Raw genomic sequence first — 12972 nt, forward strand, 5'->3', positions numbered from 1 at the left:
TCTGGGGGGACGTTTCTCGTGAGGGACGTCCTGCGTGGTCAGCGGGCCGCCCGATGGAGGGTCAGTCCGGGCGTGTCCAGCGCCACCCGCAGCACCGATCCGGTGACGGATTCGGTGGCATGCAGCGTCTTGCGATCAGGCCCGCCGAAGGCGATGTTGGTCAGCGAACTGCCGGCGCAACTGCGCAGGACCCGCTCAGGTTCGGCGCGATGGTTCAGCACCCAGGCCAGACCCAGCCCCGGATTGGCGACGATCACGCGACCGGCCTCGTCGACCGCCAGGCCGTCCGGCCCGCTCGGTCCGTACGAGGTGAAGAACGCGCTCACCTTGGACACGCTGCCGTCGTCCAGCAGCGGCACGCGCCAGACCTGGTTGCCGCGCGTGACGGCCAGGTAGAGCACACGCTCGTCGGGCGACAGTGCCACGCCGTTGGGACTGGGCACGTTGGCCAGCAGCAGGTCGAGCCGGCCATCGGGGCGCAGCCGGTACAGGCGGCCGGTCGGGTCGTGCAGGCCGGTCTGCCCCTGGTCGGTGAAGTAGACGTTGCCGTGGCTGTCGAAGACCAGGTCGTTGACGCCCTTGAAGCGCTCGCTGTTGCGACGGTCGAGGTAGGGGCGCACCTCGCCGGTGATCACGTCGCAGGCCATCAGGCCGTTGCGGTAGTCGGTGACGAGCAGTTCGCGGTCGTTCAGGAACTTCATGCCGTTGGGCTCGCCCGCCCACTCGGCCACCTGCTCCCACTCGCCCGCGGGGTCGATGCGGAAGATGCGCCCGAAAGGGATGTCGCTCACGTACAGATGGCCTGCCGCATCGAACACCGGACCTTCCAGGAAACAATCGGTGGGCTGGCCGCCGCGGTTTGCATCGGCCCAGTCCGAGCGCACACCGGTGCGGCGAAAGCGCTCGGGCAGGCGCGTGAAGACCGCCATGTCGTGGATCCGGGGTGCTTGCAGCAGGAACATCAGCGGCCTCCGTCGATGCCGGTCACTGGCGCTCGAAGGCGGTGTTGGCCGCCACCTTGCCCCAGTACGCCGTGCGCTCGTGCAGATCCCTGGCGAAGGTCGCCGCGTCCCAGTAGCCCGGCTCGGAGGCGATGCCTTCGGAGAAGGCCTTCATGTCCGCCGAGGCCATCGCGGTGGCGATTTCCCTCTGCAGTCGGTCGGTCACGGCCTGCGGTGTGCCCTTGGGTGCCCACAGGCCGGTGAAGTTGATGAGGCCGAAGTTCTTGATGCCGGCCTCCGCAAAGGTCGGCACCTCGGGCAACGCGGCCAACCGCTTGGCGCCGCTGACTGCCAGCAGGCGCGCCTTGCCGCCCTTGACGTTGCCCATCACGCCCGGTGTCGAGGCGACCTGGAAGTCGATGGTGCCCGACAGCATCGCCATGGTGGCCTCGCCCGCGCCCTTGTACGGCACGTGCATGAAGTTGACGCCGGCGGCAATGCCCAGCGCTTCGCTGACGAAGTGCGGCGTCGTGCCGGCGCCGCCGGTGCCGTAGGTCACCTTGTTGGCCTCGGCCTCGGCCTTGGCCGCGCCGATCAGGTCGGCCAGCGTGCGGTACTTCGAGTCCCCCTTGACGACCACGCCCATCGGCGCGAAGACGAAGGCGCTGACCGGCACCAGGTCATGCTCGTGGTCGAACGGCAGCTTCTTGAAGATGTGCGGCAGCAGCGCAAAGGTCGTGTCGTTGGCGGCCAGCGTGTAGCCGTCGGCCGGTGCATGCACCACGGACGACAGGCCGATCGTGCCGGTGGCGCCAGCCTTGTTCTCGACGAAGAAGGTCTGGCCGGTCTGCTCCTGGAGCTTGGCGGCGATCTTGCGCGTCACGACATCGACCGCCCCACCCGGTGCATAGGGCACGACGATCTTGACGGGCTTGGCGGGCCAGGCCTGGGCCTGGGCGAGCGCAGAAACGGTGAGGGCGGCCGCAGCCAGGGCGATGCGAATTCGGGTCTTCATGGGTGTCTCCGGGGGGCGTTGATTTCGTTGTTGTCGGTTGTCTGTTGCGGGGTTCAGACCGTGGCGATCGGCGTGGCCGGCGAGCCCACCGCACCGGGCAGCCGCAGGGGCGGCGCGGTCAGCAGGAACCGATGGCGGTGCTCGGATCGCAGCCAGCCGGCCAACTCGGTCAGGTACCAGAGTTCGCCCAGGTGGATGCCGCTCTTGAACAGGCAGTGCGCGTGCAGCGGCAGCCGCGCCTGCCGCAGCGGGCGCAACTGCAAGACCTTGGGCACCACCAGTTCGACGGCAGGGTTGTCGGCGACCAGGCAGGCCAGGCGTACATCGACGATCCAGTTCAGCAGCCTGGCATCCCAGCCGTCGAGGCCGCTGCCGGTCTCGTGCAGCCGCGCGACGTCCGGCGAGCGGTTCATCGCCAGCAGCGTGTCGGCGAACCCGGTGTGCAGGCACACCATGTCGCCCGCCTCGACCTCGATGCCGTCGGCCTCCAGGATGCGCATCAGCGTGTCGTAGCCGACCGCCTGGCGACGTCGGCCGAGGTGATGCGCGAGGTCGATCAGCACGCCACGGCCCTGCACGCCGTGCTCGGCCAGGCGCTCGATGCCGAGCGCCTTCGCCGCAGGCTGCGGGTAGCGTGCATGCGGTTCACCGGCCGCACGGTCCTCGGTGGCCGCGATGATGTCTTCGCCGGCGCGGAAGCCGTTGTAGAAGACCGCCTCGTCGACGCCGTCGCCATCGGCGTCGAAGCGGCTGCCGACGTGGGCCAGGCTGTCCCACTGCGTGGAGTACTGCAGGCTCATCAGCACCAGGTCGTCGTTGACGACATCGGTGAGATCCGGATCCTCGCCGGCGTAGGACCAGCAGAAGCCCTGCTGGCCCGCGCTCTTGCCGTCACGCGTCACGGCATAACGGCGCGGCGCGATGCGGCGCGGGTTCATCGCCTGGCCGCCGGGCACGTCCAGCGGCAGGCTCAGACAGAAGGTGCGACCGTGCCGCACTTCGGCGATGCCCTGCAGCACCTTCTGCGGCGTGACGAGGTTCATTCGCCCGAGGTGGTCGTCCGGACCGAACTCGCCCCAGTGGCTGCCAGGTGGTGCCTGAACCCAGCGCTGCGTCATGGCGCTCAGCCCTGCAGCACGGCCAGTGCGTTCTTCGCCGCGGCCACGCCCATCTTGACGTAGGCATCGGCGGTGACGCCGCCGATGTGCGGACTCAGCGTGATGCGCGCTTCGCCGTGGAAGGGATGCGGCGCCGTCATCGGTTCGGCGGCGAAGCTGTCCAACCCCGCGCTGCCCACCTGCCCGCTGCGGATGGCCGCCAGCAGCGCTGGCTCGTCGATCAGGCCGCCACGTGCGGTGTTGACGACGATCACGCCCTTCTTGCAGGCGCCCAGCGTCTGCGCATTCAGCAGCTTCGCGTTTTCGGGCGTCAGCGGGCAGTGCAGCGAGATCACGTCCGACTCGCGCCAGATCGTCGCCAGCTCGGCGCGTTCGATGTAGTCCGGCAGCTCCTTGGCAAAAGGGTCGAAGCCGAGCACGCGCATGCCCATCGCGTCGGCCATGCGCGCGAAGCGTTGGCCGATCGCACCGAGTCCGATCAAACCGACCGTGCGGCCTTCGAGTTCGACGCTCTTGTGGGTTGCCTTGTCCCAGTGGCCCTGACGCATGCGGGCATCGAGCGTGACCACCGACTTGGCGCAGGCCATCAACAGCGCCAGCGCATGCTCGGCGACGGCCGCCGCGTTGGCGCCGGCCGCCGCGACAACCTGGATGCCACGCGCAGCGGCGGCGCTCTTGTCGATCGTGTCGGTGCCGCTGCCGTGCTTGGAGATCACCTTCAGGCTTGGCGCGGCGTCCATCGCGGCGGCGCCCACCTTGCTGTAGCGCACGATGATCGCCACCGGGTCGTGCTGCCGGCACAGCGCGACGATGTGATCCTCGGTCGGCGTCTTGCCGGCATAGACGACCTCGTGGTCGTGCAGCAGCGCCAGCGCCGCGGCGGCGAGATCGCTGCCCGTGACGAGGAAGGTTGGCTTGATCGCGCTCACAGCGTTTCGCCTTCCTTGATCACGCCGGCAGCGCGCAGCGCAGCGTCCAGCCAGCCCGGGCGCAGGGCCTTGCGGCTGCGGATGTCGGCGATGCGCCTGGTTTCGGCAGCGACCTTCTCGGCTGCGAGCGGCAGCATGGCGGCGGCCTTGTCGCGCTCGATCACCGTCACGCCGTCGGCATCGCCGACGACCAGATCGCCCGGGTTGACGCTGACACCGCCGATCGAGATGGGATGATTGAGTCGCCCCGCGATGCTCTTGGTCGGGCCGTTCGGATTCAGGCCTGCGGCATACATCGGAAAGCCGAGTTCGCGGATCGCCTCGCTGTCGCGCACCGCGCCATCGATGACCACGCCGACGATGCCCAGCGCCACGCACTGCTGCGACATGATCTCGCCCATCAGCGCGCTGCTCAGGTCGCCCTTGCCGTCGATCACCAGCACGTCACCGGCTTGGGCGACCGCCATGGCGGCGTGGATCATCAGGTTGTCGCCCGGACGCACCTCGACCGTGATGGCCGGACCCGCAAAGCGCATCGACGGCGCCAGCGGCGCGATGCGGCCGCTCAAGGCACCGCGCCGGCCGGCGACGTCGGCGAGGATCGACGAGGGGTACTGGGCGGCTGCGGCGACGGTGGCGGCATCCACGCGCTCGATGCTGCGGATCACGTCGGGCAATGCGGCGGCTTGACTCATGAGAATCTCCTGGAAAGGTCGGGGGAGGTACGTGCGGCGAACGCGCAGGCGTCGCGTGATGTGCGCGCGATGGCGCGTCAGTCGAGGCGAGCGCCGGATTCCTTGACGGTCCTGCCCCAGCGCACGATGTCGTCGCGGATCAGGTCGGCAAACTGCTCGGCCGAGCCGCCCATCGGGTCGGCGCCTTCGTCACCGAGGCGCTTGCGCAGGTCGGGTTGCTGCAGCGCCTTATTGAACTCGGCATTGAGCCGGGTCACGATGTCCTTGGGCGTTCCGGCAGGCGCGAGAAAACCGAACCAGGTGACGGCATCGAAGCCCTTGTAGCCACTCTCGCCGACGGTCGGGGTCTGCGGCAGGTCATCGACGCGCTTGGCCGACGTGACAGCCAGCGGGCGCAGTTTCCCCGTGCGGATCTGGGCCAGCACCGAAGGCACCGACGAGACATAGAGCTGCACCTGGCCACCGATCACGTCGTTCAGTGCCTGGTTGGCGCCCTTGTAGGGCACGTGCTGGAACGTGATGCCCGCCGTCTTCTGGAATTGTTCGCCCGTGAGGTGGGCGACCGTGCCATTGCCGGGCGATGCGAAGTTCACTTCGCCGGGCTTGGCCTTGGCGGCTGCCACGAGGTCCGGCAGCGTCTTGAACACGGACTGCGCCGGCACGACGATGACCAGCGGCGCGCTCGCCACCAGCCCGATCGGTGCCAGATCCTTCTGCGGGTTGTACGGCAGCTTGGCGTAGAGCGTGGGGTTGATGGCCAGGTTGCTGGTCTGACCCAGCACCAAGGTGTGGCCGTCTGCGGGGGACTTCGCGACCGCATCGACACCCAGGTTGCCGCCGGCACCGGGCTTGTTGTCGATGACGAAGGTCCAGCCGGTCGCCGCGGCGACCTTCTGCGTCACCTCACGCGCGATGATGTCGGTGCCGCCGCCCGGCGGGAACGGCACCACGACGCGGATTGCCTTGTTCGGAAACGCCTGCGCCAGGGCGCCGGTGCTGAGGGTCGTGGCGGCGAACGTGGCCGTGATGGCCAGCAGCGCGCGTCGTGTCGATTGCATGGATGTCTCCGTCTGGACGGGCTGGCTGCGGACTGCAGGATCCCGTGTTGTGTGACTGAAGTATTGGCGTCACGACAGATACGGTCCAATCGATAGTTTCTTGAGATTCATAAACGGAGCTTTTGCAATGGACCTGCGTGACCTGCGCTACTTCGAGACCATCGCCGAGCTGGAACACATCGGGCGCGCGACCGAACGCCTGCATCGCACGCAGCCCGCGCTGACCAGCAGCGTGCGGCGTCTGGAGGAGGCGGTCGGCGCCCCCTTGTTCGAGAAGGCGGGACGGGGGATCCGGCTCACGCAAGCGGGCAAGGTCTTGCTCAAGTGGGCGCAGCGTGTGCGCTTCGATGTCGAGGATGCCCGCCGGGAGATCGGCGACATCGACCGTGGCCTGTCAGGCCACATCCGCATCGGCATCGTGCCGACCGCCGCCCAGTTCATCCTGCCGCCGGCCGCGCGGCAGCTGATGTCGGTGGCACCCGAGGTGACCCTGAGAACGGTCGTCGGCCTGATCGACACGCTCAAGCCCTTGCTGCACGCCGGTGAACTCGACTTGATGGTCGCCACCGAAAGTCCCCCGGAGGCCGGGTTCACGTCGCAGCGCCTGGCCGAGGACCCCATCGTCGTGGCCGCCAGTGCGACGCATCCGATCTTCGCCAACCCGCCGACCTTGCGTGATCTGACGAAGTTTCGATGGGTTCTGCAGCCCCCAGGCGCACCCACGCGCGACTGGCTCGATCACACCTTCGATCGAAAACGCCTGCCGCGACCGCAAGTCCAGGTCGAGAGCACGATGTTGTTGATGCTGCCCGCGCTGATCGCCGAAACGGGACTCCTGAGCTTCATCTCGCGCCATCATCTCGGACCGTTCGAGAGCCGGTCGCCGCTCAAGGAAGTGCCGTTGAAGGAAACGACCATGCATCGGCGCCTGGTCGTGACCTACCGCGAGACCCGCTATCTGTTGCCCGCGGCCCGGTTGTTGATCTCGTTTCTGGGTGAGGCCGGCCACGGGGCCGGAGAATGAGGCCGTGTCTCGAAGGACAGGCGGTGAGCCTTGGGCCACTGAGCGTGCAGACGCGCCGAGAGCCGTGCAACCCATTGCGTCGCGTCCTCGGCGTCAGTCCAGAGCGAAGCCGATGCGCTGGCTGCCCGTCCCCAATGCCTGCACGAGCCCATCCACCGGGGTGACGCGCCCGATTCGCGTGTAGCTGTAGCTCGACGGAAAGGTCTTGTAGAACACCACCAAGGTGTCGCTGCCGTAAAGCATCACGTCACCGGTTCGGATCGTTCCCGGCCGTTGCGCGTGGGTCGGCAAGCTGTGCGGCAAGCGCACGTGCTTCTCGTTGTCGTTCAGGTCGGGCATGTCGAGCGTCAGCGGGAGCATCTGCGCAAACGCCCGCGCGGTCGGGTTGTTCTCCAGTGTCACGGCAAAGCGGTGCGTGCCGCCGATGGTCATCCACATGTGGGTCTTCTCCTGGGACGCCATGGCAGCTTGTGTGTGGCGGAGGTCGTCTGCGGCCAGGCTGCCGACGGTGCCCGTCGCGAGCGCGGCCGCCAAGCCGAGCCCCGCCGCATGGCGCCAGCGCCGGCCACCGAGATCGAACGATGTGCGCAAGGCGGTCCCCTTCATGGCGTTCGTTTCGATGCCAGTTGTCGGTCCAGCGCCCGGCCCGCGCGCTGCGTCCAGGCGCGGCATGTCGCCCACCGCTTGCGTTCAGACATGGCCTGCCCCAGCCGGCTTCAGGTTCGTCTCGAAGAAGGCAGCCATCCTGTCGAACGGGATCACGTCCAGACGGTCATACAGATCGACGTGGTTGGCGCCGGGGATGATCAGCAGTTCCTTGGGCTGCGCCGCGGCCGCGAAGGCGGCTTCGCTGAAGTAGCGCGAGTGGGCCTTCTCGCCGTGGATGAGCAGCAGGGGCCGCGGCGCGATCTCGGCGATGGAGGTCATCAGCGGCGCATTCATGAACGACAGCGGCGTGGTGACCGTCCACGAGCTGTTCGAGTTGATCGCCCTCGGATGGAAGCCGCGCCGGCGCGACTTGTAGTAGCCCGCGTACTCCACCACGAAGGGCGGCTCGCCGCCTTTGAGCTCGAGGGACACCGGGCCGACCGCGGGGCTGCCCTTCTCCGCATCGACCCAGCGCTGGCGGCTCAGCTGCTCCAGCGCCTGCGCGCGCTGCGCGGGGGTCACGCTGTCGTTGTAGCCCTTGGACATGACGCGCGACATGTCGTACATGGTGCTTGCCACCACCGCCTTGACACGCTTGTCCACCGCCACCGCGTTGAGCGCGATGCCGCCCCAGCCGCAGATGCCGACCACGCCGATGCGCTCGCGGTCCACCAGCGGCTGCAGCCCGAGGAAGTCCACCGCGGCGCTGACGTCCTCGGTGTTGATGTCGGGCGAGGCGACGTTGCGCGGCTGCCCGCCGCTTTCGCCGGTGAAAGAGGGATCGAAGGCGACCGTGGCGAAGCCTCGCTCGGCCAGCGTCTGCGCATACAGCCCCGAGGACTGCTCCTTCACCGCGCCGAAGGGGCCGCACACCGCGAGCGCGGCCAGCTTGCGCCCGCCGGCGTTCTTCGGCACGTAGAGGTCGGCGGCCAGCGTGATGCCGTAGCGGTTCTTGAACGTCACCTTGTGGTGATCGACCTTGGGGCTCTTGGGGAAGGTCTTGTCCCAGACGATGGTCAGCGGCATGGCAGGCTTTGCGGTTGAAGGGGTGGCGGGGTTCGCCAAGACCTCCCGGGAGGTGACGAGCGCTGCGGCCACGGCCGCGGCGGAACCTTGAAGAAAGCGCTTGCGAGACAGGGATGTGCTCATGGGGGTGGCTCCGAAGGATCCAATGCCTTGCGCCCACCGGACGGCGGGCTGGCGAAGCGCCTTGGATGCGTGGCACCAATGTTCCGATCCGCAGCCGCCGAGCGGTAGACCGTTGCTGCAGAGTTCTTGCCTGATCCTCCAGAGGCCCGGACTGTGGCGTCGGATTCAGCTACCGTACAAGCCCGTCGGCGAATGGGTCAATTCCATGCAGAGCTCACCCGAAAGAGACCGTCGCAGCCGCATCGCAACGCTGCAGACTGACATCGCAGGCGTCATCGAACGACACACACGCGGCCTGGCGGACTGCGCGACGCCCATGGCCGAACTCGGCCTCTTCCGGCGCGAGGCGCCGGCCCGTCCCGCGGTCTGCATGGTGCAGCCCAGCATCGTGATGGTGGCCCAGGGCACCAAGCGCCTGCTGGTCGGCGGTGAGGGCTACGTCTACGACGCCGAGCGGTTCCTGGTCACATCGCTGGACCTGCCGGCCAACTCGGAGGTCATCGCTGCATCGGTGCCCAAGCCCTGCGTCGGCCTGGTGCTCAGGCTGGACGTCCGACTGCTCGCCGAACTGATCGCGCGGGAACCCGAGGCACCGCCGCGCGAACGTTCGCTGCAGGGCAGCGTCGGTGTCGGCGGGGTCACGGCGGCGATGCTGGAGCCGATCGCGCGCCTGCTGGCGCTGCTCGACGAACCGGCGGCCATCCCCGTGCTCGCCCCCTTGATCCAGCGGGAGATCCACTACCGGCTGCTGGCCACCGACCAGGCGCCCCGTTTGCGACAGATCGTGTCCGTCGGCAGCCAGAGCCACCGCGTCGCGCGGGCGATCGACTGGCTGAAGATGCACTACGTCGAGCCCCTTCGGGTCGAGGACCTGGCAGCCCGGGCCCAGATGAGCGTGTCGGGCCTGCACCACCACTTCAAGCAGCTCACCGGCTTGAGTCCGCTGCAGTTCCAGAAGTGGTTGCGGCTGAACGAAGCGCGACGGCTGATGCTGAGCGATGGCGCGGAAGCCGCGACCGCTGCTTTCAGCGTCGGCTACGAGAGCCCGTCGCAGTTCAGCCGTGAATACGCCAGGCTGTTCGGCGCGCCACCACGGCGGGACGTCGAGGCGCTGCGGCCAGGCCGTGGCGCGCAGATGTCGGGACCGGCGGCGCCAGGACGCCATCGCCGATCGATGGCCGCAGCCGGTGCAGCAGGGTAGCGCGCGCCGCGGTCCGTTGGGTGCAAGAGCTGTCGCGCCAGTCTGAAGTGGCGCATCGTGCCGGCTGTCATGGGCATTCTTCTTCGTTCTCGTCAGCTACAGCTCCCGGGCGCGGACTTCTCCAGGAACAGCAACCTGAAGTCTCTGCATGCGTCACCTTCAGCCTGGTGCGCGCGGTGGTGGGCGATGCGTTCGGCGATGACGTGCGCGTCGCGCGCCACGCCCGAGAAACGGCCCGAGCCCCAGGTGTGCAGCCACGGCCGGCCGATGAAATACAGGCCCGGCACGCGGGTCACGCCGCGCTCGTGCACCGGGTGCCCGCGGCCGGTGAACACCGGCGCGTCGAGCTGATGCCCGAACCGGCCAGCGACAGCGTCTCGCGCTCCTGCGCGGGCGCCCACACCGGCTCGTACACGCCGCCCGCGGGCGCATCGAGGCCCTTCTCGGCGATGGGTCTGTCGATGGCGGCATTGATGCCGTTGTAGATGCGGTCGGCCTGGTCGAGCGTGGCGCCCAGCTGCGGCGCAAACCGCAGGCTGGCGCCGCCCGCGACCACCAGCCGGGCGTCGGCCCAGGCGGCCTCGCTGCGGCGCAAGCGGGCGAAGGCGTGCAGCAGGCGCGGCGTGTTCTTGCGCTGCTCCACGCCGCCCACCAGCAGGCAGACCGGCCCGGTGTGGGCAGGCAGCCCCAGCGCCGCCACCCGCCCCGCCTCGGCCAGGCGTGGCAGCAGGTCGAGGTCGGCACGCAGACGCTCGGCCGGGGCCTCGGTCGACGCGTTCCAGAACGGATACGGGTCCTGCCACTGGCCACGCAGATCGACCGCCACCAGCAACGGGTCACCCGGCTGCGCCGCGAAGCTGCTGATGAGCTGCGCTACAGCGTCCCGCTGATCGAGGACGACGCCTACGGCATGCTCACGCGCGAAGACTGCGGGCGTGCGTTGCCGGCGGTGGTGGACGCCCTGCCCACGTGGCCGTCAACGGCCCGCCGCCATCTCGCAGGCCAGCTCGCCCAGCGTGCGCAAGGCCGCGTCCACGCGCGGGTCGTCCGGGTGGCCCACATTGAGCCGCAGGTGGTGCGCAAAGCGCGCATCGGCCGAGAACAGCACGCCCGGTGCGGTGCTGATCGACAGCGCCATCGCGCGCCGGTGCAGCGTGACGCCATCGACGGCCTCGGGCAGGTCGAGCCACAGGAAGTAGCCGCCGCTGGGCCGCGTCACGCGCGTGCCGGCGGGGAAGTGCCGCTCGATCAGCCGCAGCGCCCGCCGCTGCTGTGCGGCCAGCGCTGCCCGCAGCTGGCGCAGGTGCCGGTCGTAGACGCCCTGGCCGAGGTAGTCGGCCAAGGCCATCTGCGGCGGCAACGCGGTCGCCAGCGAGCTCATCATCTTGAGCCGCTGCACCTGGGCGGTGTAGCGCCCGGCGGCGGCCCAGCCGACTCGGTAGCCCGGCGCCAGGCATTTGGAGAACGACGCGCAATGCAGCACGCCACCGTCGCGGTCGAAGGCCTTGGCGGGCAGGGGACGGCGCGCACCGGCGTGCAATTCGCCGTACACGTCGTCCTCGATCAGTGGCACGCGGTGACGTGCCAGCAGTTCGACCAGCGCCTGCTTGCGCGCGGCGGGCATCAGCGCACCGAGCGGGTTCTGGAAGCTGGGCATGAACCAGCAGGCGGCCACCGGCTGCGCGGCCAGCAGGGCTTCCAGCGCGGCCAGATCGACCCCCTCTTGCGGATCGGTGCGCACCTCCACCGCCTGCAGGTGCAGGCGTTCCAGCGCATGCAGCGCGGCATAGAAGGTGGGCGACTCGACCACCACCACGTCACCCGGCTGCGTGACGGCCTGCAGGCACAGGTTGAGCGCCTCCATCGCGCCGTTGGTGATGACGAGTTCGTCGTCGGCGAGCGCCACGCCGTGCAGCGCGTAACGGCGTCGCAGGGCCTGGCGCAGTCCGTCGTCGCCCGACAGCAGCGCGCCGGTGATCTGCGCCGGCCCGAGCTTGCGCATGGTGCGTGCGCCGCTGCGCGCCAGCGCCTCGAACGGAAACAGGTGCGCCGCCGGAAACGCCGAACCCAGCGGCACCACGCCGGGCCGGGAGGTCGAACCCAGCAGGTCGAACACCAGGGCGCTGACGGCCACCGGCTGCGCGGTCGACGAGGCGGGTGCGGCTCGCGGTGGCGCCCGCAGGGCCCGCCGCGGCGTGCACACGAAGTAGCCCGAGCGCGGCCGTGCCTCGATCAGGCCCTCGGCCTCCAGCTGTCCGTAGGCATGGAACACGGTGGCCGGGCTGAGGCCGCGTTCGCGACAGGTCTCGCGCACCGAGGGCAGGCGATCGCCCGGGCGCAGCACGCCGGACCGCATGGCCTCGCCGAGGTCATCGGCGAGCTGCTGGTAGCGCGGCAAGGCGGTGGGGTTGTCCATGGTGAGCATCTGATGCTATCGAATATCGATGGATCTGAATCTACCGGATCAGATGCGGGCCTCGGATGATGCCGCCATGCACAGCCAGACCGCCTTTTCGCACCCGGTGCCGCCCACGTCCGTTCCCGCTGCGTCGATCCGCAGCCCGGACGCCTTTCAACGCGTGATCGACAGCTGCCTGCTGCGCTGCGCGGTGCCGCCGGAGCTGGGGGGGCTCGGTGGCCCGATCAGCGCGCTGCACGACGGCGCGCAGCGTCTGGCCGCAGACTGCCCGGCGGCGGCCTGGGTGCTGTGGGCGCAGCGGCTGGCGATCGAGGCGCTGGTGCAGTCGCGCAATGCCGGTCTGCGCGACTTCATCCTGCCCGATCTGCTCGCCGGCGAGCGCGCCGGCACCTTGCCGCTCAGCCTGGGCCGCAACCCCGTGCAAGCGATCGACACGGGCCGCGGCTGGCGGCTGCACGGCCGCCTCGTGTGTGCATCCAACTGGCAGTGGGTCGGCCATTCGGTGGCCGTGCCGGTGCAGTTCGGGGCCGATCCGGCGGGCGTCGCCTGGGTCTGGCTGCGCGGTGAAGAAGACGGCCTGGACATCGCGCCGCCGACCCATGCCGACGCACGGCCCGGCAGCCAAACGGCCGAGCTCACGCTGCGCGGCGTGTACTTCCGTGAGGACGAATGGCTGGCCGGCGCCGAACTCGCCGCGCTGATCGACCCGATCGACCAGGCCCTGCGGCCTACCTTGCGCGATCGCTGAACACCGACGACATCTCGCCCCGCTTTT

At 69.2% G+C, this 12972-nt stretch carries 12 protein-coding genes and 2 pseudogenes; 3 read left to right on the forward strand and 11 right to left on the reverse strand.

Annotated features, from left to right (window positions below; translation table 11 throughout):
- Positions 1-38 precede the first annotated feature (38 nt).
- The 6 genes from LCHO_RS03580 to LCHO_RS03605 all read right to left on the reverse strand — a co-directional run bounded on the left by LCHO_RS03580 (position 39) and on the right by LCHO_RS03605 (position 5756).
- The gene (locus LCHO_RS03580) at positions 39-962 is read right to left on the reverse strand and encodes an SMP-30/gluconolactonase/LRE family protein (RefSeq protein WP_012345751.1); all 924 of its coding nucleotides are present in this window, start codon (positions 960-962) and stop codon (positions 39-41) included.
- A 22-nt stretch (positions 963-984) separates the two neighbouring features.
- The gene (locus LCHO_RS03585) at positions 985-1956 is read right to left on the reverse strand and encodes a Bug family tripartite tricarboxylate transporter substrate binding protein (RefSeq protein WP_012345752.1); all 972 of its coding nucleotides are present in this window, start codon (positions 1954-1956) and stop codon (positions 985-987) included.
- Between the two features lie 53 nt (positions 1957-2009).
- Positions 2010-3074: a cyclase family protein gene (locus LCHO_RS03590; protein ID WP_012345753.1), complete on the reverse strand. Its 1065-nt coding sequence runs from the start codon at positions 3072-3074 to the stop codon at positions 2010-2012.
- A 5-nt stretch (positions 3075-3079) separates the two neighbouring features.
- Positions 3080-4003 (reverse strand): NAD(P)-dependent oxidoreductase, encoded by a 924-nt coding sequence (locus tag LCHO_RS03595; RefSeq protein ID WP_012345754.1) that lies wholly within the window; start codon positions 4001-4003, stop codon positions 3080-3082.
- The gene (locus LCHO_RS03600; protein ID WP_012345755.1) at positions 4000-4698 is read right to left on the reverse strand and encodes an RraA family protein; all 699 of its coding nucleotides are present in this window, start codon (positions 4696-4698) and stop codon (positions 4000-4002) included. Before LCHO_RS03600 ends, LCHO_RS03595 begins: the two co-directional genes overlap by 4 nt.
- Before the next feature lie 77 nt (positions 4699-4775).
- Positions 4776-5756: a Bug family tripartite tricarboxylate transporter substrate binding protein gene (locus tag LCHO_RS03605; protein ID WP_012345756.1), complete on the reverse strand. Its 981-nt coding sequence runs from the start codon at positions 5754-5756 to the stop codon at positions 4776-4778.
- A gap of 127 nt (positions 5757-5883) precedes the next feature.
- On the opposite strand from LCHO_RS03605, the gene LCHO_RS03610 reads away from it, so the two are divergent.
- On the forward strand, positions 5884-6780 hold the full coding sequence (locus LCHO_RS03610; protein ID WP_012345757.1) for a LysR family transcriptional regulator: 897 nt from the start codon (positions 5884-5886) through the stop codon (positions 6778-6780).
- 93 nt (positions 6781-6873) lie between these two features.
- Here LCHO_RS03610 and LCHO_RS03615 read toward each other — a convergent pair whose 3' ends face one another.
- Together LCHO_RS03615 and LCHO_RS03620 are read right to left on the reverse strand one after the other, a co-directional pair.
- Positions 6874-7386, reverse strand: a complete 513-nt coding sequence (locus LCHO_RS03615; RefSeq protein WP_012345758.1) for a cyclophilin-like fold protein — start codon at positions 7384-7386, stop codon at positions 6874-6876.
- Positions 7387-7470: 84 nt separating this feature from the next.
- Positions 7471-8577, reverse strand: a complete 1107-nt coding sequence (locus LCHO_RS03620; protein WP_012345759.1) for an alpha/beta hydrolase — start codon at positions 8575-8577, stop codon at positions 7471-7473.
- Between the two features lie 205 nt (positions 8578-8782).
- Here LCHO_RS03620 and LCHO_RS03625 point away from each other — a divergent pair, with 205 nt between their 5' ends.
- Complete coding sequence (locus tag LCHO_RS03625; protein WP_012345760.1) at positions 8783-9778, forward strand: AraC family transcriptional regulator; 996 nt, start codon at positions 8783-8785, stop codon at positions 9776-9778.
- A gap of 92 nt (positions 9779-9870) precedes the next feature.
- On the opposite strand, the pseudogene LCHO_RS23115 reads toward LCHO_RS03625, so the two are convergent.
- From LCHO_RS23115 to LCHO_RS03640, 3 genes and pseudogenes are all read right to left on the reverse strand, one after another.
- A pseudogene (locus tag LCHO_RS23115) lies at positions 9871-10313 on the reverse strand (hypothetical protein); the annotation flags it as partial.
- A gap of 168 nt (positions 10314-10481) precedes the next feature.
- Positions 10482-10649, reverse strand: a pseudogene (locus LCHO_RS24345) (sll0787 family AIR synthase-like protein); the annotation flags it as partial.
- A 105-nt stretch (positions 10650-10754) separates the two neighbouring features.
- Entirely contained in the window at positions 10755-12203 is a 1449-nt protein-coding gene (locus LCHO_RS03640) for an aminotransferase-like domain-containing protein (protein WP_012345761.1), read from the reverse strand.
- A 67-nt stretch (positions 12204-12270) separates the two neighbouring features.
- Between LCHO_RS03640 and LCHO_RS03645 the strand changes: the two genes are divergently transcribed.
- The gene (locus tag LCHO_RS03645) at positions 12271-12945 is read left to right on the forward strand and encodes an acyl-CoA dehydrogenase family protein (protein ID WP_012345762.1); all 675 of its coding nucleotides are present in this window, start codon (positions 12271-12273) and stop codon (positions 12943-12945) included.
- Positions 12946-12972 lie beyond the last annotated feature (27 nt).

It is taken from the genome of Leptothrix cholodnii SP-6 (assembly GCF_000019785.1).
Taxonomy (GTDB): Bacteria; Pseudomonadota; Gammaproteobacteria; order Burkholderiales; family Burkholderiaceae_C; genus Sphaerotilus; species Sphaerotilus cholodnii.